The 22,821-nt window shown below is 65.3% G+C and carries 7 protein-coding genes; 6 read left to right on the top strand and 1 reads right to left on the bottom strand.

The genetic code is table 11. The features are described 5' to 3' along the window. Positions 1-141: 141 nt before the first annotated feature. Positions 142-1,320 (bottom strand): NO-inducible flavohemoprotein, encoded by a 1,179-nt coding sequence (gene hmpA, locus ACE4QZ_RS06420; protein ID WP_021781742.1) that lies wholly within the window; start codon positions 1,318-1,320, stop codon positions 142-144. A gap of 154 nt (positions 1,321-1,474) precedes the next feature. Between hmpA and norR the strand changes: the two genes are divergently transcribed. The 6 genes from norR (at position 1,475) to ACE4QZ_RS06390 (ending at position 22,772) form a co-directional block, all read left to right on the top strand. Next, the gene (gene norR / locus ACE4QZ_RS06415) at positions 1,475-3,031 is read left to right on the top strand and encodes a nitric oxide reductase transcriptional regulator NorR (RefSeq protein ID WP_021781741.1); all 1,557 of its coding nucleotides are present in this window, start codon (positions 1,475-1,477) and stop codon (positions 3,029-3,031) included. A 188-nt stretch (positions 3,032-3,219) separates the two neighbouring features. Next, a complete protein-coding gene (locus tag ACE4QZ_RS06410) occupies positions 3,220-16,740 on the top strand; it encodes a BapA/Bap/LapF family large adhesin (RefSeq protein ID WP_410480418.1) in 13,521 nt (4,506 codons plus the stop codon). Positions 16,741-16,803: 63 nt separating this feature from the next. Beyond that, positions 16,804-18,240 carry a TolC family outer membrane protein gene (locus tag ACE4QZ_RS06405; RefSeq protein ID WP_021781739.1) on the top strand — a complete coding sequence of 479 codons (1,437 nt, stop codon included), beginning with the start codon at positions 16,804-16,806 and terminating at the stop codon, positions 18,238-18,240. After that, positions 18,237-20,405 carry a type I secretion system permease/ATPase gene (locus tag ACE4QZ_RS06400; protein ID WP_021781738.1) on the top strand — a complete coding sequence of 723 codons (2,169 nt, stop codon included), beginning with the start codon at positions 18,237-18,239 and terminating at the stop codon, positions 20,403-20,405. The genes ACE4QZ_RS06405 and ACE4QZ_RS06400 overlap by 4 nt, the downstream gene beginning before the upstream one ends. Next, complete coding sequence (locus tag ACE4QZ_RS06395; protein WP_021781737.1) at positions 20,402-21,586, top strand: HlyD family type I secretion periplasmic adaptor subunit; 1,185 nt, start codon at positions 20,402-20,404, stop codon at positions 21,584-21,586. Before ACE4QZ_RS06400 ends, ACE4QZ_RS06395 begins: the two co-directional genes overlap by 4 nt. A gap of 286 nt (positions 21,587-21,872) precedes the next feature. Further along, complete coding sequence (locus tag ACE4QZ_RS06390; RefSeq protein ID WP_021781736.1) at positions 21,873-22,772, top strand: chemotaxis protein; 900 nt, start codon at positions 21,873-21,875, stop codon at positions 22,770-22,772. Positions 22,773-22,821: the final 49 nt, after the last annotated feature.

Raw genomic sequence — 22,821 nt, 5'->3', positions numbered from 1 at the left:
GCGGGGGGACGAGTACTTTATAAGCCTGTACCGGCCCCTTCGCGGGTAAACCCGCTCCTACAGAGACGGCACCACATTCAAGACCGGTGCAATACCTGTGGGAGCGGGCTTGCCCGCGAAGAGGCCGGCACAGACGCTACATCACTCCAGCGCTGCCGCCGGCCCGAAGAACTCGTAGCGGCTCTGCTGCTCCGGCACCCCCAGGCCCTTCAGCTGGCGTTTGACCGCCGCCATGAAGCCTTTCGGCCCGAGGAAGTAGGCATCCACGTCACGCTCCTGCGGCAGCCACTCGGCGAGCAGGTCTTCACTCAGCAAACCCACCGCATCGGCTGCAGCGCCACCTTCCGGCTCGGCATAGCAGTAGAAGCGCTTGAGCTGTGGATGACGTGCCGCCAAACCATCGATCCAGTCCCGGAAGGCATGCACCGCGCCGTTACGCGCACAGTGGATGAAATGCACCTCGCGCCGGGTTTGCAGTGCTGCCTGCAGCATTGCCAGGGTCGGGGTAATGCCCACCCCTCCGCTGATCAGCACCAGCGGCTTGTCGCTGGCTGCCAGGGTGAAGTCCCCCGCAGGCGGGAACAGTTGCAGGGTATCGCCGACCACCAAGTCATCGTGCAGGTAATTGGAGACCTTGCCGCCCGCCTCACGCTTGACGCTAATGCGGTATTCCTTGCCGTCGCACAGCGCCGACAGGGAATAGTTGCGGCGCTGCTCGGCACCGTCTATGTCTAGCTTCAGGCCGATGTACTGGCCAGGTTCTGCCTTGAGCACCGGCATGCCATCCACCGGGGCGAAATAGAACGAAACGATCTCGCTGCTTTCCTGCTCGCGGCGTACCAGGCGGAATTCACGCGTACCGCGCCAGCCACCCTCGGCCGCTTCCTTCTCTTTATAAAGGTTTTCTTCAGCGCCAATCAGAATGTCGGCCAGCTGGCCATAGGCCGCGCCCCAAGCGTCGATCACCGCTGGGGTGGCAATGTCCTTGCCAAGCACTTCCTCGATGGCGCGCAGCAGGCAGCTTCCGACAATCGGGTAGTGCTGCGGCAGAATCTGCAGGGCAACATGCTTATTGATGATCTGTCCGACCAGGCCACCCAGTTGCTCCAACTGGTCGATATGGCGGGCATACATCAACACGCCGTTAGCCAGCGCACGCGGCTGATCGCCGCTGGCCTGGTGGGCCTGGTTGAACAGCGGCCGTACCTCGGGGTACTCGCTGAGCATCATCTTGTAGAAGTGGGTGGTCAGCGCTTCACCGCCGCTTTCCAGCAGAGGTACAGTGGCCTTGATGATTGCACGTTGTTCGGCATTGAGCATTGCAACAACTCCTGAGCCTGTGGCTTCAAATGACTGCCACTGCCATTACAGCAATCGTGCCAACTTTTATCGCCCGTAAAATCAGGGGCTTGATGCAGGTCATGTCAAAAAGACCTACTCCTGCGTATAGTCATATCGACCTACAGGAGTCCATATGACTACAAAACCGCTGCTCACCGCCCTGCTGCCCCTGGTCAGCGACCTGTCCCGCGATTTGCCCGACCAGGAGCGCTACCGCCGGCTGTTGCAAGCCATGCGTGGCCTGCTGCCGTGCGATGCCGCAGCACTGCTGCGACTGGATGGTGAATGGCTGGTGCCGCTGGCAGTGGATGGCCTTAGCCCCGACACTCTCGGCCGTCGCTTCAGGGTCAGCGAGCACCCGCGCTTCCAGGTCCTGCTCAGCCGCCCGGAACCCACCCGTTTCGCCAGCGACTCCGAACTGCCCGACCCCTATGATGGTTTGGTCCACGCCCCCGATGCCAACCTTGAAGTGCACGACTGCATGGGCTGCCCGTTGATGGTCGATGAGCGCCCATGGGGCCTGGTCACCCTTGACGCCCTCACCCCCGGGCAGTTCCAGAGCCTGGAGCTGGATGCCCTGCAGGCCTTTGCCAGCCTGGCAGCCGCCACCGTTACCGTGGCCGAGCGTATCGAGCACCTGGCCCTGCGCGCCGAAGACGAACACCACCGCGCCGAGCTCTACCGCCAGGCCAGCGGCCAGGATAGAGAGCTGATTGGCCAGAGCCCTGCGCACAAACGCCTGGTGGAAGAAATTCGTCTGGTCGGCAGCAGCGACCTGACCGTGCTGATCACCGGCGAAACCGGGGTCGGCAAGGAGCTGGTGGCCCAGGCCCTGCACCAGGCCAGTAGCCGTGCCGACAAGCCGCTGGTCAGCCTCAACTGCGCCGCCCTGCCCGACACCTTGGTGGAAAGCGAACTGTTCGGCCATGTGCGCGGCGCCTTCACCGGCGCGCATGGCGAGCGCCGCGGCAAGTTCGAGCTGGCCAACGGCGGCACGCTGTTCCTCGACGAAGTGGGCGAACTGCCGCTGACGGTGCAGGCCAAGCTGTTACGCGTGCTGCAAAGCGGCCAGCTGCAGCGCCTGGGTTCGGACCGCGAGCACCGGGTCGACGTGCGCCTGATCGCCGCGACCAATCGCGACCTGGCTGCCGAGGTGCGTACGGGCAACTTCCGCGCCGACTTCTACCACCGCCTCAGTGTATACCCGCTGCACGTGCCACCATTGCGCGAACGTGGGCGAGACGTGCTGCTACTGGCTGGCTACTTCCTCGAACAGAACCGTTCACGGCTGGGCCTGAACAGCCTGCGCCTGAGCCATGAGGCCCAAGCCGCGCTGATCGCCTACGACTGGCCAGGCAATGTGCGCGAACTGGAACACCTGATAGGCCGCTCGGCCCTCAAGGCGCTGGGCCAGCACCCTGACCGGCCACGTATCCTCACTCTCGACGCCATCGACCTGGACCTGCGCGTGTCGGCAACGACGCCAGGCTCGCTGCCCTCCCCTGCGGCACCGTTACAAGTGGCCACCCCGCCTGAAGGTGGCCTGCGTGAGGCCGTCGACATTTACCAGCGTCAGATCATCGAAGCCTGCTTGCAAAGGCACCAGGACAACTGGGCAGCAGCGGCCCGCGAACTCGGCCTGGACCGCGCAAACCTGAGCCGTTTAGCCCGCAGGCTAGGGCTTCGCTAAGGCTTCTCTACCAAAGGATTAACCCAGAAAGCCATCTGGTTGCTTCCCCACCGGCTGCTATATCTCCCTAACGACCCATTTGTCGACTGCCTGGTCGAGGCTGCGCGTACCCCCTATCAGGGCTCTGTTACGCCGGTTGTCGCCCGAATAGTCGGGCCAGGGGATCCGGATATCAGCAGGGAGCATCCATGGACAACATCGTCGTCGCCGATAAGCAATCCGAAGTCGCCACTCAGAGCGCCTGGGGCAATATCAATCTCAAAGCACCAAGCGTCGTGCAGATACCGGTATCTCCCGACAAAGTGGCCACCGTCACCCAACGTGGGCAAGACCTGATCGTTACGCTGAAGTCGGGTGAAAAAGTCACCGTCGGTAACTTCTTCGCTGCGGACCAGGCCGGGGTCGGCAGCGATATGGTCTTCGTCGGCGAAGACGGCACCCTGTGGCATGCCCAGTACGATGCGGCAGCGTTCACCGGTTTCACCTTCGAAGAAGTGGCCTCGCTGGACGAACTGGTCGCTGGCATCGGCACTGCCGGTAGCGCCATGCCAACTTGGGCGATTGCCGGGCTCAGCCTGCTCGGTGTGGGCGGCGCAGCGGCAGCGGCGGGCAACGGCGGCGGGGGCAGCAGCGGCGGTTCCGCCCCCGATACCAGCGCACCGGCCACGCCGATCGACCTGCTGGTTTCACCGGATGGCCTGCGCCTGACCGGCCGTGGCGAAGCAGGCACCACGGTGAACATCCGCGACGCCGCCGGCAACCTGATCGGCAGCGGCACAGTGGGTCCCGACGGCAACTTCAACGTGACGTTGAATGCGCCGCAGATCAATAGCGAAAACCTTGATGTCACCCTGACCGACGCCGCCGGCAATGTCTCGGCGCCTGGCACTGTCACTGCGCCAGACGCAACGGCACCACTGGCGCCGACCAACCTGGCTATCAATGAACAGGGCACGACGCTCACCGGTCTTGCCGAGCCTGGCTCGACGGTTTCCGTACGAGGCGCTGGTGGTGCATTGCTGGGCACTGCCGTAGCCGGTGCGGACGGCCAGTTCAGCATCACCCTGCAACCGCCACAAAGTGACGGCCAGGCCCTGAAGGTCAGCGCCGCAGACGCGGCTGGCAATATCTCGCCCGTTGCCAGCATCACGGCACCGGACGTCGACAACCCTGACACCACAGCCCCTGCCCAGCCGACCGATCTGGCTCTGGCCGATGGCGTCACCTTCACCGGTCGCGGTGAGCCCGGCGCTACCGTGCAGGTGCGCGATGCTGCCGGCAGCCTGATTGGCTCCGGTGTCGTTGGTGCCGACGGCCTGTTCAGCCTCACCCTGTCGCCTGCCCAGGCCAACGGCGAAGCGCTGGACGTACGCCTGGTGGATGCTGCCGGCAACGCCTCTGCGCCGCTGCAGTTCGATGCTCCGGACATTACCCCGCCCGATGCCGTCAACAACATTACAGTTGGCGCTGGCGGCCTGGCTCTGAGCGGACGCGGCGAACCGGGGGCCACCGTCGAAGTACGCGATGCCAATGGCACCGTGATCGGCACGGGTGTCGTAGGGGCCAACGGCACCTTCCTGATCGACCTGAGTCCGGCCGCACAGCCGGGCGGGCAATTGAGCCTGGTGCAGACTGACCCAAGCGGCAACGCTTCCTCGGCATTGCAATACGAGGTCCCGGTCACCACTGCGCCTGCCAGCCCAAGCGACCTGGTATTCGCCGAAGACGGCAGCAGCATCAGCGGTAGCGCACCTGCCGGTAGCCGTGTAGAGGTGCATGACGCCAACGGCACGCTGATTGGCAGTGTGGTGGCTGGCCCCGACGGCAGCTTCACCGTAACCCTCGACCCGCCACAGGTAAACGGCGAGGTGCTGCAAGTCACCGCCACCGACGCCGCCGGCAACACCTCCCCGGCCAGCGACATCACCGCGCCGGACATCGACGGTGGCGACACCACACCACCAGATGCCGCGACCAACCTGGTAGTCGGCCTGGCCGGCGCCCAGCTCAATGGCCGCGGCGAAGCCGGTGCCAGTGTGCAGGTGCGCGATGCCCAGGGCAATGTACTGGCCAGCGGCTCAGTCAACCCCGACGGCACCTTCCAGATCACCCTCGACCCACCGGTGAAAGATGGCAGCAACTTGCAAGTGGTGCTGATCGATGCCTCCGGCAATGCTTCTGCACCAGCGTCGGTGGTTACCCCGGACTTGCAGCCCCCGGCCCAGCCGACCAACCTGGCCTTGGCCGACGGTGTGACCCTGAGTGGCAACGGCGAGCCTGGTGCGACAGTGCAGGCCTTCGATGCCTCGGGCAACTTGCTCGGCACTGGCCTGGTCAATGATACCGGCAGCTTCAGCATTACCCTGTCGCCTGCCCAGGCCAATGGCGAAGTGCTGGACATCCGCCTGACCGATACCGATGGCAATGTCTCTTTACCGCTGCAGTTCGATGCCCCGGACATTACCGTGCCTGCCGTGGTCAGCAACATCGTCGTCGGCGCCGACGGCCTGACCTTGGGTGGTCGCGGCGAAGCCGGCGCTACCGTCGAGGTGCGCGATGCCAATGGCACGCTGCTGGGTACCAGTACGGTAACTGCGAACGGTACTTTCCTGATCGACCTCGATCCGGCTGCGCTGCCGGGTGAGCGCCTGACCCTGGTACAGACCGACCCGGGCGGCAACGTCTCTGAAGCGCTGACCTACGACGTGCCACTGGTGATCACACCGACCAGCCCGAGTGAACTGGTTGTGGCCGCCGATGGCAGCAGCATCAGCGGTTCTGCTCCGACTGGCAGCCGCGTGGACGTGCATGATGCCAACGGCACACTGATCGGTAGCATCGTGGTGGGTGCCGAGGGCACATTCACCGTGGTGCTCACGCCGGCCCAGGCCAATGGCGAGTTGCTGGACGTAGTGGCCATCGACAACAACGGCACCTCGTCGTTGCCGGTGCAGATCACCGCACCAGACATCACCGCGCCTGCGGCGCCCAACGACCTGGCAATCAGTGGCGATGGTACCGTCGTCAGCGGCCGCGCCGAAGCAGGCAGCACCGTCCGTGTGCTGGCCGCCGACGGCACCACGGTGCTGGGCAGTGTCGTGGTGGGGGCCAGCGGTGCCTTCAGCATCGACCTCACCCCGCCACAATTGGCAGGCGAGCAGTTGCAGGTGACTGCCACCGATACCGCAGGCAACGCCTCCACGGCCGGCAGCGTCACTGCACCGAACGTGGACAACGGCGGCGACACCACCCCGCCGGAGCCCGCTACCGATCTGGCCATCAGCAACGATGGCCGCACAGTCTCCGGGCGCGGCGAAGCGGGCGCCACCGTGGAGGTGCGCAACGATGAGGGCCAGGTGCTGGTAAGCGGTACCGTTCAGCCCGATGGCAGCTTCAATGTGCAACTGCCAACCCCGGTGGTGGATGGCTCATCCCTGCAAGTGACCCTGACCGATGCCGCCGGCAATATCTCTGCATCTGTCCCGCTGACGGCGCCGGACCAGATAGAACCGCTGCAACCAACCGACCTGGTACTGAGCAATGGCGACAGCCTGGTCGGCACTGCAGAAGGAGGCGCCCGGGTGGAGGTTAAAGATGCCTCGGGCAACCTGATCGGTAGCGCCATTGCCGAGCCGGATGGCAGCTTCAGCCTGACCCTCGATCCGCCACAGGCCAATGGCGAAACCCTGTCCATCACAGTGACCGATGCGGCAGGCAATACCTCGGTGCCGCTGAGTTACGTGGCCCCGGACATTACCGTTCCGGCGATCATCACTGATGTGGTGGCAGGCGATGGCAGCCTGGCCTTGTCTGGCCGTGGTGAGCCCGGTGCCACGGTGGAAGTGCGTGATGCCCAAGGTGCAGTCATCGGCACCGGCACCGTGGCGCCCAATGGCACCTTCGTGGTCGACCTTGAAGCACCGCTGGCCGCCGGAGAGAACCTCGTGCTGGTGCAGACCGATGCCGCCGGCAATACCTCGGCAGGGGTCAGTGTGACCGTTGCCGATACACCGCTACCCGAAAGCCCAAGCGGCGTGCTGGTGACCGGCGACGGTACCAGTATTTCCGGTAGCGCACCGGCAGGAACGCAGGTGCAAGTGCGTGACGCGCAGGGCAATGTTCTGGGCAGCGTCCAGGCCGAACCGGATGGCAGCTTCACCATCGGCCTGACCCCAGCCCAGGCCAACGGCGAGATACTGGATGTCGTGGCGGTTGACGGCGCTGGCAACAGCTCGCTACCGACACAGATCACCGCCCCCGATATCACCCCGCCCAACGAAGCCAGCGAACTGCAATTGAGCGCCGATGGCGGGCTGCTCACCGGTCGCGGCGAACCGGGCACCACCGCGCAGGTCATCAGCGCCGACGGTACTGTGCTGGGCAGCGCCCAGGTCGGTGCCGGCGGTGTGATCAGCGTGGTCCTGAACCCTCCGCAGACCGACGGCCAGGAGCTGGACGTGGTACTGCGCGACCCAGCTGGCAACACCTCGACCGTAACCATCGTGGCGCCCGATATCGACGGCCCGCTGCAGCCCTCCGGGCTGGCCATCGATACCGCTGGCATTCACCTTACCGGCCAGGGCCAAAGCGGCTCCATCGTCACCGTGCGTGACGCCGACGGCAATGTGCTGGGCAGCGCCACTGTGGGTGGCGACGGCCGTTTCGACGTCACCCTCAACGCGCCACAACGCAACGGCGAAAGCCTGACCGTCGAAGCCACTGACAACCTGGGTAACAGCGCAGGGCCCGTGGACTTCACTGCACCCGACTCCACCCCACCGCAAGTGGTCACCAACCCGGCCATCGACGGCACCGGTACCACGATCACCGGCAACGGCGAACCGGGCGCCACCGTTACCGTGCGCGGGCCGGACGGCAGCGTGTTGGGCAGCATGGTGGTCGGCGCTGGCGGCGCTTTCGAAATCACCCTCGACACCCCGCAGACCAACGGCCAGGCACTGACCGTGGAGCAACGCGACGTGGCCGGCAACCTGTCAGCGGCGGTCGACTTGTCAGCACCGGATACCCAGGCACCCGAGAGCCCCACCGCTCTGGTCCTGGCTGGCGACGGCAGCAGCCTGAGCGGCAGCGGCGAGCCGGGTGCGCAGGTGACCGTGACAGGCACTGGCGGCGCGGTACTGGGCACCGCAACGGTCCAGCCCGATGGCACCTTCCAGGTAGCAATCGACCCGCCACAGCTCAATGGCCAAACGCTGTCTGTCACTCAGGCGGACAATAGCGGCAACGGCTCGCCCGCAGGCACCGTGACCGCACCTGACTTCGAGGCACCGCTGCCGGCGCAGGGGCTCGGCCTTGACCCTACCGGCACACTGCTCAGCGGGCAGGGCGAGGCAGGCAGCACCGTAGAGGTACGCAATGCTGCGGGTGACCTGCTAGGCACCATGCCGGTGAATGCAGACGGTACGTTCGAAGTGGTACTCTCCCCCGCCCAGACCAACGGTGAAGTACTGTCGGTGGTGCTGATCGATGGCGGCGGCAATGCCTCGCCGTCGGCCACTTTCACCGCTGACGACAGCACTGCGCCGGCTGCGCCTGCCGACCTCACGATCACCCCGGCTGGCAACGCCATCCAAGGTACAGGCGAAGCTGGCTCCACGGTGGAAGTGAAGCTTGGCGACGGCACGTTGGTAGGCACCATCGTCGTGCCCGCAGGCGGTAGCTTCACTGTCCCACTATCGCCCGCCCAGTTGGACGGCCAGGCCCTGGATGTGACGCTGACCGATGCGGCCGGCAACATTTCGCAGCCCAGCCCGATCCTTGCGCCTGACATCACGCCACCGGCACTGCCCACCGACGTTGCAGTCAGCAGCGATGGCACGGCTGTGAGCGGTAACGCACCTGGCGCCAGTTCGGTGACCGTGAGTGATGGGGCCGGCAATGTGATCACCGTGGCGGTCAACCCGGATGGCAGTTTCAACGTGCCGCTGGATACCCCGCAGAACAACGGCCAGACCGTAACCGTGGTAGTGACCGACGCAGCCGGCAACGACTCGGCGCCGGTCTCAGTCACCGCTCCGGACACGACCAACCCAGAACCAGCCACCGGCCTTACCGTAAGCCCGGACGGCAGCACGGTCGGCGGCACAGCCGAGCCTGGCAGCACAGTGGAAGTCCGCAACCCGGATGACAGCGTGCGCGGCACTGTAACCGTAGGGCCGGACGGCACCTTCGTCATACCGGTCGACCCACCGCTGGCATCAGGCGAAACGGTTGATGTGGCGGTGATCGACCCTGCCGGCAACGAATCGCCTGAAGTACCACTGGCTGGCCCGACCGGTGCCGAAGTGGCCACGCCTTCGGCCCTTGCCATCAGCGCCGACGGCTTTTTGCTGACCGGCCAGGGTACGGTCGGCTCGCTGATTACCGTGACCTCCGGGGGCACCACTCTGGGTAGCGCCACGGTCGGCAGCGACGGCACCTTCCGTGTGTTCTTCCAGAGCGCCCAGCTCAACGCCCAGATCTTGCAGGTCAGTGCCAAGGCTACCGTCGATGGCCAGCCTTCGGTGCCGGCCACCGTCGTGGCCAGTGACACCACGGCACCAGACGCGCCGACACAGGTAAACCTCGACGCAACCGGCAGTACACTGACCGGCCAGGGTGAAGTCGGTGCAACCGTGCGCGTGACTGACTCACAAGGCACCGTGCTGGGGACTGCTACCGTCGGCAGCAATGGCCTGTTCAGCGTCATCTTTTCGCCGGCCGTGGCCAATGGGCAGAACCTGATCGTCACCCAGGCTGATGCCGCAGGTAACGTTTCGCTCGCGTCCACCCTGCAAGCGCCTGACCTGCAGGCACCGCTGGCGGCCAGTAACCTCAGCCTCAACAGCGCAGCCACCGTACTCAGCGGCCAGGGCGAAGCCGGTGCCAGCGTCACCGTACGCGATGCCAGTGGTGCCATCCTGGCCACCGGCACCGTCAACCAAAGCGGCCAATTCCAGATCACCCTGCCCAGCGCGCAAGTCACCGGTAGCCCACTGCAGGTCACCCTCAGTGATGCTGCGGGCAATGTGTCCGGCCCGGCCAGCCTGGCCACGCCAGACCACACGCCGCCAGCGGCCATCACTAACCCAGTGTTGAGCCAGGACGGCCGGCAGCTTTCCGGCAGCGGTGAAGTAGGCGCGACGGTACAGGTACGCAACGCCTCAGGTGCCTTGCTCGGCACCGCCACGGTGAGCGCAGACGGTCGCTTCACGGTGACCTTCGACACGCCGCAAACCAACGGCCAGGTCATCGGCGTGACGCAAGTGGATGCCGCCAGCAACACCTCGCCGGCAATCAATGTGACAACCCCGGACCTGACCCCGCCCGCGCCGCTGTCCAACGTGGTGCTGAACAACAACGGCCTGACCCTGACTGGCCTTGGCGAAGCCGGTGCCACGGTCACCGTTCACGGCCCGGACGGGACCATCATAGGCACCGGCCTGGTAGCGGCCAATGGCAGCTTTACCCTCACCTTGAGCAGCGCTCAGCTCAACGCCCAGCACCTGAGCGTTACGCAGACCGACGCGGGCAACAACACTTCCACCGCCGTGGCGGTCACCGCGCCGGACTTCACCCCGCCTGCGGCACCGACAGCACTCGCCCTGTCCAGTACCGGGCTGCAACTGACCGGTACCGCCGAGGCCGGCAGCACCGTGACCGTGCGCGATGCCAGCGGCAACGTGCTGGGCACAGCGGTAGCCGGCAGCAACGGCACCTTCCAGGTCGCCTTGAACAGTGCCCAGACCAATGGCCAGACGCTGCAGGTGACTGCCACCGACGCAGCTGGCAACGTGTCGCCGGCCGCACCCTACACCGCAGCCGACACCACGCCGCCGGCCGCCGTGACCAACTTGGCGGTCTCCGCCGATGGCGCCACCCTGACAGGCGATGGCGAAGCAGGCGCAACCGTGACCGTACGGGCACCGGACGGTACCGTGCTGGGTAGCGCCACAGTGACGGCCGACGGTCACTTCACCGTGTCCCTTTCACCGACAGCGATCACGGGTGATAGCCTGAACGTGGTCCAGGCCGATGCCGCACAGAACGTCTCCCCTGCACAAAGCGTGACTGCACCGGGCGTACTGGCACCGGCAACACCGGACAACCTGGTACTGGCCGCCGACGGCCTGTCGGTGACCGGCACCGCCGAGACGGGCAGCACAATCAAGGTGTACGGCCCCAACGGCGTATTGCTGGGCAGCAGCCCGGTCGCCAACGACGGCACGTTCACTGTCAATCTGGGTAGTGCACAGGCCAATGGCGAAGTGCTGCAGGTCAGCGCAACGGGTACCGATGGCACCGTATCGTTGCCCGCAACCCTGCAGGCACCAGACACCACGGCACCGCAACCACTGACCAACCTGGTGTTGTCCAGCGACGGCCTGGTACTCAGTGGCCGCGGTGAAGCAGGTGCCACCGTTACCGTGCTTGGCGAAGGCGGTGTCGACTTGGGCACTGCCGTGGTCGATGCCAATGGCACCTTCAACGTCAACCTGAGCGCCGCGCAAATTAACGGCGAACAGCTCAGCGCCAGCCAGTCCGATGTGGCCGGCAACGAGTCCAACAGCGTCAGCCTGACAGCCCCTGACCGCGTCGCGCCGGATGCGGCCGACAACCTGGCCTTCGCCGGGGGTGGCAGCTTGCTGAACGGTACCGGCGAAGCGGGTGCCGCCGTGCGGGTGCTCGCCGCCGATGGTTCGGTGCTGGGCAGTGCCACGGTGCGCGCCGACGGCACCTTCCAGGTCAACCTCGCATCGCCTCAGGCCAACGGCCAACAGGTGCAAGTAGTGCTGGCCGATGCGGCTGGCAACCAGTCTGCCGCCAGCGCCATCACTGCCCCCGATACCACCCCGCCAACGGCACCAGGCGAACTGGCGATTTCCGGTGATGGTGTCACCCTCACCGGCCGCGGCGAAGTGGGCGCGCAGGTGACCGTGACCAACCCGGCAGGCGAGGAAATCGGCAGCGCCACCGTCGATGCCAGTGGCCACTTCACCATCACGCTGAGCCCGGCGCTGGGTAACGCCGAACTGCTCAGCTTCACCCAGGCCGATGCGGCGGGCAACGTGTCGGCAGTGGCAACCCTGCAAACCCCGGACTTCACCCCACCCGCCCCGTTCACCCTAGTGGTGATCAACGCCGACGGCAGTGTGGTCAGCGGCCTGGGCGAGGCCGGCGCCACAGTAATCGTCAGTAACGCAGCCGGTACCGTATTGGGCACTGGTATCGTGCTTGCTGATGGCAGTTTCAGCGTCGAACTGTCACCTGCACAGATCAACAACCAGACACTGTCGGTGCTGCAGGCCGACCCACCCGGCAACGTCAGCCTGCCGGTCAACGTGCAAGCGCCGGACCTCACGCCGCCAGCGGCAGCAACAGAGCTGCGGCTCAATGCGGCAGGTGACGAGCTGGGCGGTATCGGCGAAGTGGGCGCCATCGTGCGCGTGTACGTCGGTACCACGCAGGTCGGAACCGGCACAGTGGGCGCCGACGGGACCTTCATCGTCGAGCTGGATGCGGCGCAACTCGATGGCCAGGTGCTGCAGGTAACACTGACCGATGCAGCCGGCAATATCTCGCCAATCAGTTCGGTCACGGCGACGGACACCACACCACCTGCCACCGTGATCGCCGTCATCAACGACAGCGGTACCCAGGTGACCGGTACCGCCGAAGCCGGCACCCGCGTCACCGTGGTCAACAACAACGGTGACCTGCTGGGCCAGGTGACGGTAGATCCGGACGGCACCTTCGTCCTTGACCTGAACCTCCCGCAAATCAACGGCGAAACGCTGACCATCATCGCCCAGGACGCCACTGGCAACCCGTCGATACCACTGGCAGTGACTGCGCCAGACCTGACGCCACCGGTACAGCCGACCGACCTGCTGCTCAACGCAGCCGGTACGTCGATGACAGGTACCGCCGAAGCCGGCAGCACCATCACGGTACGCGGCCCGGACAACAATATCGTGGGCACGGTGGAAGTGGATGAGAACGGCCAGTTCACTGTGCCGATCAGCCCGGCACAGAACAATGGCCAGTTGCTGACGGTGGTGTCCACGGATGATGCCGGCAACGCTTCGGTGGCCGTCCCTTACCAGACCAACGACACCTCGCCACCCGACCTGGTAACCAACCTGGCGATCAACAACACCTTCAACGTGCTGACCGGCAAAGGCGAAGCCAATGCCACGGTCACCGTCAGCCTCGACGGAAGCGTGATCGGCACCGGCGTGGTGGATGCCGCTGGCAACTTCCAGATAACGCTGGTGCCGGCGGCGGGCTCGCTCGCCACCCTGGAAGTGACACAGTCTGACGGTATCAATACTTCTGCGGTCGCGACCTACGTCACACCCTTGGTCGCACCACCCGTGCCGCCAACCGACGTGACCTTGGGCAGCGACGGCCTGACCCTGACAGGCAGTGCACCAAGCGGTGTGGACATTCGCGTGTACGATGCCGCAGGCAACCTGATCGGTACAGGCAGCGCAACCCTGGGCGGCTCCTTCACCCTGACGCTGGACGCAGCCCAGCTCAACGGCGAGCACATTTCGGTGACAGCGGTGGCACTGGTCGGCGGCGAATCGCAGCCGACCTTCCTGCAAGCAGCTGACATCACGCCACCGGCCAACCCGGTGGTGACCAGCCTCTCTGTCAATGGCCTGGTGCTGACCGGCACGGGTGAAGCCGGTGCCACGGTGACAGTGCGTGATGCCAGCAACAACGTGCTCGGCACGGCGGTGGTGAATGGCGGTGGCGTCTTCACCGTCAACCTGAACGCCGCGCAGCTCAACGGCCAGGTACTGGGCGTGAGCCAGGCTGACGCTGCCGGCAATGCGTCCGGCAGCACAAGCTACACCGCCGCAGACCTGCAGCCACCTGCCGCCCCTACCAACATCGCCATCGATGGCACGGGTAGCGTGCTTACCGGTAGCGGTGAAGTGGGCGCTACCGTTACCGTCCAAGGCCCGAACGGCCAGGTCGGTACCGGAGTGGTGCAAGCCAACGGCACCTTCAGCATTACCTTGACCTCGCCACAGAACGACGGGCAACTGCTGGTGGTACGCCAGGCCGATGCTGCCGGCAACTTGTCCGCCAGCACCAGCCTGACTGCGCCGGATACCACACCGCCAGCCGCCCCGCTGGCCACCATCAACGCCAACGGCACCTCGGTCAGTGGTTCTGGCCAGATCGGCAGCACGGTCACCGTGCGCAACAGCGCCGGTACCGTACTGGGTACCGCAACGGTGGGCAGCAACGGCCTGTTCGTGGTCAGTCTGGCTGCGGCGCAGATCGACAACCAGGCGCTCAGCGTCACCCTCACCGACAGCGCCGGTAACGTGTCCACAGGCACTGCGCTGACCGCACCGGACCTGACACCGCCTGCGGCTGCCGGCAACCTGCAATTCAGTGCTGACGGCAGTACCCTCACCGGTACGGGCGAAGTGGGTGCCACCGTAACCGTACGCAGCGCCGGTGGTACCGTGCTGCAAACCGCAACGGTGCAGGCGGACGGCACCTTCACTGTGACCCTGAGCCCGCCTCAGGACAACGGCCAGATCCTGTCTGTGACCCTCAGCGACCCGCGCGGTAACGTGTCGGGCAACGTCAACGTCACTGCACCGGATGTGGATGCCAACGCGCCGGTCATCGCCAGCGACAACCTGGCCACAGCCACGGTCAACCTGGAAGCGGTCAGCGCCACGAAGACCTACACCGACAGCTTCACCACGCTGCTGTCCGGCTTTACCAAGACCTACACCTGGACGGTGACAGCAGGCAGCACGGCCGACCCTACCCTCACACTGACCACCAACAGCGTGCTGGCACTACTCAACAACACCAGCTTCACCCTGCAGGTGAAAGACGCCAGCGGCGCCTGGGTGACCATCGCCACCGGCAACACTCAGGGCCTGCTCGACCTGATCGTGCTGCCAATCGGCTTGCAGGTGGACATCGGCGTGCTGCAAGCAGGTGATTACCGACTGACCGTGGGCAGTGGCGGCATCGGCCTGGTCACCGAAGTGAGCACCACGTTGGACATCGTCTCCACCAGCCTGACCCAATTCACCGGCACCGGCATTGCCACCTCCGGCAACGTCATTACCGACGTGGGCACCGATGGCGCGGTGGATGCCAGTGGCCCGGACAGCGCCGCCGTGCTGCAAGTACTAAAAAACGGCAGCTACGTCTCGGCCGGGACCGCCACAACGGTTCAGGGCCAGTACGGCACCTTGGTGATCAGTGCGGACGGCAGCTACACCTACACGCCCAACGGCAGCCCGAACAGTGTCGGCAAAGTAGACGTGTTCAGTTACCAACTGGTGCACCCTAACGGCCTGTCCGATACCGCCAACCTGTACGTGCGCATCGACAGCCCGCAAGCCACGGAGATCTGGAGCGACACCAACTACGGTGCACCGGCCACGGTGGTCGACGCAGTCAACGACGTTGGTAGCAGCCAAGTCACCCTGGACAACCGCGTGGACACCAGCAGCAGTACGCTGGGCTCGTTGAGCCTGCCATTGATCGGTACCCGCCAGGCCACCTACACCACCACGGTTGCCGCCGACACCACGGCCGACCTGCAAGTGGTGGTCAACTCCGCCAACCTGTTGAGCCTGCTCAACGGCACTACCATCGAGCTGCTCAAGCTCAACCCGGCCACCGGCCAGTACGTGCTGGTGCAGTCGGTGCCGGGTGGTTCGCTGATCAGCGTGCTGGGGGGCGGCGCCGGGTATACCTTCGAGAATCAGGGCGCCGGTACCTACCACGTCCGTGTCACCGCTGGCGGCATCGGCTTGCTCAGCTCCATCACCACCAGCCTGAACACCACCACAACGTACCTGACCGAGTTCGTGGTCAGTGGCGCGACAGCAGCCACCGGCAACCTGCTGACTGACGACAACATCGGTTCGGCCTTGACCGTGCTGAGCGTGCTGACAGCGGCCAACACCTACACCATCCCAGGCTACAACGGGGTGAGCGTGGCCGGCACCTACGGCACGTTGCTGGTGCATGCCGACGGCAGCTACACCTACACCCTCAACGCGGGGCTCACCTCGGCGGTGGTCGGCCAGCAAGACACCTTCACCTACGAGCTCAGCCACCCGAACGGCACTACCGACACCGCAACCCTGACCATCAACGTGGACGATGCTGCCGGCCTCACCACGACCACATCGCTGATGGCTGATAGCGGCGACGAATCAGCGGCACTCGCCAGCCTGGCAGCGGCCACCGATGTGATCGCCGGCACCGACGGCGACGACCACCTCAATGGCAGCCAGGGTGGCCACATCACCCTGCAAGGGGGGGCGGGTGACGACACGCTGGTGATAGTCGACCAGAACTTCGCCAGCGTCGATGGTGGTACAGGTACCGACACCCTGTTGTGGGGCGGCGGTGACGCCAGTATCGACCTGGGCAACCTGGCCGAGCGCGTGCACGACATCGAAATCCTCGACCTCAACGACACCAGCTCGGTGGCGCTCACCCTCAACCTGGGGGACGTGGTGGCAATCACCGAAACCGGTACCGACACACTGATTATCAAGGGGGACGACCAAGACTCGGTTCACATGACGGACAACTGGACGCTGGTCGGGAACCAAACTGCCGACGGCGTCGACTATAACCAATACACGGCCCAGGAGGATCCAAGCCATCACCTGTGGGTACAAAACGGTATCCATGTGGTTTGAGGCCGCTGCAAACCCGCCGGGTGAATGCCCGGCGGCATGGACGACCAGCAGTAAGGGAACTATGTGAAGCGAAGCAGTCCGCTGTCACCGCTGTTGCTGGGAGCATTCGGGCTCCTGGCCCTGAACTTCCACCCGGTTGCCCAGGCAGCCGATGATATAGACCCCCACCTGCGCCAGATCGGGCCATCGTTGTTACGCGATGCGCCCGAAGCGGTGCCCGCCCGCCCCCCCATCGGCATGGCCCCGGTCGCCAGTGGCGAACGGCTGAGCCTTACCGACGCAGTGCTGCAGGCAGCGCAATGGCACCCGAGCATCGCTGAGGCCATCGGCAACCTTTACAAGCAGGGCGAAGGCATCAACGTCGCCCGTGCGGGGTACTACCCACAGATTTCCGGCGGTCTGCGCACCGGTTATGACACCGGTTATGGCGGCGACCGCAATAGCCAGGCCCTGAACCTGTCGCTCAAGCAAATGCTCTATGACTTCGGCAAGGTCGACAGCGCCGTCAATGCCGCCCAGGCGGCTGCCGCCCGCGCCCAGGCCAATATCCTGCTGGTGGTCGACGATCTGGCCCGCGACACAGCCTATGCCTGGATCGAAACCCGCCGATACGAGCAACTGCTGACGATTGCCCGCGATCAGATTCGCGGCGTGGGCGACATTGCCGGCATGGCCCGCCAGCGTAGCGACATGGGCGCCAGCACCCGTTCCGACGTGGTGCAGGCCGAGTCCCGCGTGGAAAGCGCCCGTGCCACCCTGGAGGAGTACCAGTCGCAGTACGAGCGCTGGCGCTCGACCCTGGCGGCGCTGATGGGCCGCGTTACCCCTCCGGCACTGGCCGAGGGCTCACCCGCTGAGCTGAACCAGGCCTGCAAGCGCCCTGCACAGGGTGATGACCGCCTGCCCGCCGTGCTGATGGCCTTGGCCCAGCGCGCACAGGGCCAAGCTGAACTGGCCCAGGCCAAGGCGGAGGCCTACCCCACCCTATCGCTGCAACCGCAGGTCAATCATTACCTGGACGACGACTATAACCGCGATAACTCACGACTGGACCGCACCCAGGCAGGCATCTACCTGAACGTCGAAGTCCCCATCTACCAAGGGGGCTCCATCAGCGCCCGTACCCGCGCGGCCAGCCACGCGCTGACCGCAGCCGACTCCGCCGAGGACGCCGCCCGCCTGCAGGCGCGTCGGGGCCTGGCCGAAGCCATGGCGCAAACCTCCGGGCTAAGCCGCCGGCTGACCTCGCTGGAAGCGCGCCAGGCCAGTATTCAGGAAGCACGCATGCTCTACGGGCGTCAGTACCTGGACCTGGGCACACGGCCACTGCTCGACCTGCTCAACGCCGAGCAGGAGATCTACCAGTCACGCTTCGAACTTGCCGGCACCCGCTCCGATCTGCTGCGCCTGGATGTCGACTGCCTGTACAACACCGGCGCCCTGCGCACGGCCTTTGGCCTTGAGGGGCGCAACCTGCAAGGTGTGGAGATCCAGCCATGAGTGATTCGATCGATGTGACCCTGCCCAACCAGGCACCCGCGCCGGAGCAGGCCGCCGCGCACCGGCCAGACCTTGGCCCCTGGCTTGAGGTGATATTGCAGGTGGCGCACCACTACCGCCTGGACGTATCACCCCAGCGTATTCGCCTGGCCGCAGTGGAGGATGCCCGCCCGTTGAATGAAATCCTCCGCCACATGGCACGTCAGGCGGGGCTGGCACTGCGCTTCGTGCACTTCGATGCCAAGGGCCTGCGGCAATGGCGCACGCCGCTGGTGCTGGAGCTGGACGACGGGCAACTGGCGGTGGTCGAGTCGGTGACCGAAGAGGACGACCTGGCGGTAGTGTTTGCCGGTGACCAAGGCCTGACTTCGCGCCTGCCCCGCGACACCCTGAAAGGCCGCATCAACCGCGTTGCCCTGCTGCGCCCGGCCCGGCCACTGCGCGATGTGCGCACCGACGACTACACCGCCCCTTACGACCGCCACTGGTTCGCCCGCATCGTACTGCGCGACCTGCGCCCCTATGGGCAGGTGATGGTCGCGTCACTGGTGGCCAACGTGCTCGCGCTGGCCGGCGTACTGTTCTCGATGCAGGTGTATGACCGAGTGATACCGGCTGAATCCCTGCCCACCCTCTACGTCCTGTTTGGCGGTGTGGTGTTGGCACTGGTGTTCGACTTCAGCATGCGCCTGCTGCGGCTGAAGGTGACCGACCTGCTCGGCAAGCGCGCCGACCTGCGGGTGAGCGACCTGGTCTACGGCCATGCCCTGCGCCTGCGCAACTCGGTGCGGCCGAAGTCCACCGGCTCGTTCATCTCGCAGTTGCGCGAGCTGGAATCGATCCGCGACCTGATCACGTCCAGCACCGCCACGGTGCTGGCCGACCTGCCGTTCTTCCTGCTGTTCCTGTTCGTGTTCTGGCTGATCGGCGGCGTGCTGGTGTTCATCCCGCTGGTCGCGCTGCTGGCCATGGTGTTGCCAGGGTTGCTTGCACAACGGCGCCTGGCACGGTTGGCCAATGCCTCGATGCGTGAGTCGGCGCTGCGCAACGCCATGCTGGTGGAAAGCATCCAGGGCCTGGACGAGATCAAGGCACTGCAGGCAGAGGCACGCTTCGAACGGCAATGGAACCAGTACAACGCGGCCTGTGCGCACACCAACCTGCGCCTGCGCACCCTCACCAACGGCCTGGTGACCTGGACGCAGAACGTGCAGGGTGCAGTGTTTGCCGTGGTAATCGTGATCGGCGCACCCATGGTCATCGCCGGCGACCTCACCACAGGTAGCCTGGTGGCGGCATCCATGCTTTCGTCGCGAATGATGGCGCCGCTGGCACAGCTGACCCATGTGCTGACCCGCTGGCAGCAGGCCAAGGTCGCACTGCAAGGCCTGGACAAGCTGATGCAATCGCCGGTCGACCACCCTGAAGGCGAAGCCCGCGTGCACCTGCCGGCCATTCACGGCGAGTACCGCCTGCGCCAGGCCAGCTTCCGCTACAGCGAAGAGTACCCGCCAGTGCTGAACATTGGCCGGCTGGACATCCAGCCGGGCGAGCGCATTGCCGTGCTGGGCCGCAACGGCGCCGGCAAATCAACCTTGCTGCAGGCGCTGGGCGGGGCCATGGACCTGGTACAGGGCGAGATTAGCCTGGACGGCATCGCCATGGCTCACCTCGACCCGGCTGACCTGCGCCGTGACGTCGGCCTGCTGCCGCAGTACGCGAGGCTGTTCCACGGCACCCTGCGGGAAAACCTCACCCTCGGCGCCGGCCAGGCCAGCGACCAGGAACTGGTGGCCGCACTGGCCGCCACTGGCGCACTGGACTTCGTCCGCCGCCTGCCCAAGGGCATGGACCATCTGATCCTAGAAGGTGGCCTGGGCTTGTCTGGCGGCCAGCGCCAAGCCCTGGTGCTGTCGCGCCTGCTGGTACGCCAGCCGCAGGTGCTGCTGCTGGACGAGCCGACCGCGTCGCTGGACGACATGACCGAGCGCAAGCTGCTGGATAACCTGGAGCGCTTCTGTCAGGGCCGTACACTGGTGATCGCAACCCATCGCCTGAGTGTTCTGCAGCGGGTCGACCGCATCCTGGTGCTGGACGCCGGGCGCATCGTCATCGATGACGCGCGTGATGCCGCGCTGGCCAAGCTGCAAGGAGCCCAGGCATGAGCAACCACGAACTCCCGGCTTCCTACCTGGACGGGCAGGACGACCAGGCGGTATTCCGCGCCGGCCGCCTCATCACCCTCTGCGCGCTGATGCTGGCGGCGTTCCTGGCCTGGGCGGCCTGGTTCGAGGTGACCGAGGTGTCCACCGGCACAGGCAAGGTCATCCCCAGTTCGCGAGAGCAGGTAATCCAGTCGTTCGAGGGTGGTATCGTCGCGCAGATGAGCGTCGCCGAAGGCGACCTGGTCGAGCGCGGCCAAGTGCTGGCCCAACTCGACCCGACCAAGACGGCCTCAAGCGTTGGTGAAAGCGAAGCCAAGTACCGCGCGGCCAGGGCCAGCCAGGCCCGCCTGCAGGCAGAGGTGACCGGCAAGCCACTGACCTTCCCGGCGAGCCTGCGCGACTCTCCTGACCTGATCGATGCCGAAACCGCGCTGTACCAGACCCGCCGCCGCGGCCTGGAACAGACCCTGGCGGGTATTCAGGACTCGTTGCAACTGGTGCGCAGCGAGCTGAAGATCACCGAGAACCTGGCGAAGATGGGTGCCTCCAGCCGGGTCGAAGTTATTCGCCTGAACCGCCAGCGTTCCGAGCTGGAACTCAAGGCCAACGAGGCGCGCTCGGACTATCTGGTGCGTGCCCGGGAAGAACTGGCCAAGGCCAGCGCCGAAGCGGACGCCCTGTCGGAAGTGATCCGCGGGCGCAGCGACTCGCTCAGCCGCCTGACCCTGCGCTCGCCGGTGCGCGGCATTGTAAAGGACATCGAGGTCAACACCCTGGGTGGCGTGGTGCAGCCCGGTGGCCAGGTGATGAAGATCGTACCGATGGACGAACGCCTGCTGATCGAAACCCGCATCGCGCCACGGGACATCGCCTTCATTCACCCCGACCAGGCGGCCAAGGTAAAGATCAGTGCCTATGACTACTCGGTGTACGGCGGGCTGGACGGCAAGGTGGTGGGCATCTCGCCGGACACCCTGCAGGACGAGGTCAAACCGGAAATCTACTACTACCGCGTGTTCATCCGCACCGAACAGGACAGCTTGCAGAACAAGGCCGGTAAGCGTTTTGCGATCGTGCCAGGGATGATTGCCACAGTGGATATCCGAACGGGCGAGAAAACCATCCTCGATTACCTGATCAAGCCGCTGAACCGGGCCAAGGAGGCCCTGCGTGAACGGTAGTGCGTGACGGGAGGTTTGCGTTGCCAGTGAGATTGAGCGCCGCCCGCGCGGCGCATCGCGAGCTGTGCTCGCTCCTACACATGGCGGCCGCGCGCCCGGAACAGGCTTTACTGGCCTGAAACAAACGTAGGAGCGAGCGCAGCTCGCGATGCGCCGCGCGGGCGGCGCTCGACCTCACTGACAACAAAAAAGACCAAGGCGAACCCATCAACTACCATCAATACCCTAAAGCCAGCCGTCAAAGAGCCGATAACCGGTTATCCCCTGCTCCCCACCGAAGGTCACCATGGCCACGCAAAATGCCCGCGCGGATTCGCTATCCCTGCTGCTGTTCACCCTGCGCAGCGGTAAGCTGATGGCAATCAACCTGCTCAAGGTCAGCGAGATCATACCCTGCCCGCCGCTGACCAAGCTGCCCGAGTCGCACCCCCATGTAAAAGGCGTGGCAACCCTGCGCGGCCACTCGCTGTCGGTCATCGACCTGTCCCGCGCCATTGGCGAACAACCGCTGGCCGACCCACAGGGTGGCTGCCTGATCGTTACCGAGATCAGCCGTTCGCGCCAAGGCCTGCATGTACAGGCAGTCAGCCGCATCGTGCATTGCCTGAGCACCGACATCAAACCGCCACCCTACGCCTCAGGCACCCGCTCGTTCATCACCGGCGTGACGCGCGTCGACAACACCCTGGTGCAGGTGCTGGACATCGAAAAAGTCATACACGCCATCGCCCCGCCCGTCGCCGAGCCGGCGCACGGCACCTTGAACGAAGAAGATGCCAGCCTGCTGGCCGCCGCCAATATCCTGGTGGTGGACGACAGCCAGGTGGCCTTGCAACAGTCGGTGCACACCCTGCGCAACCTCGGTATCGAATGCCACACCGCGCGCAGCGCCAAAGACGCCATAAACGTGCTGCTGGAACTGCAAGGCACCGCGCAGGAGATCAACATCATCGTCTCCGACATCGAAATGAGCGAGATGGACGGCTACGCCTTCACCCGCACGCTGCGTGAAACCCCTGACTTCCAGCACCTGTACGTGCTGTTGCATACCTCGCTGGACAGTGCCATGAGCAGTGAAAAGGCGACCCAGGCCGGGGCCAATGCCATCCTTACCAAGTTCTCCTCGCCAGAGCTGACCGATTGTCTGGTGGTGGCCGCGCGTACCGTGGTGTTCGCCGAGCACTGATATATTCAGCGACAAACTCCCCGGCTGGCTGCCGGGGGTGACTCGGGCA

This window comes from Pseudomonas sp. DCA-1 (assembly GCF_046523955.1).
Lineage (GTDB): Bacteria > Pseudomonadota > Gammaproteobacteria > Pseudomonadales > Pseudomonadaceae > Aquipseudomonas > Aquipseudomonas putida_Y.
This window is presented reverse-complemented; position numbering and strand designations above follow the sequence as displayed.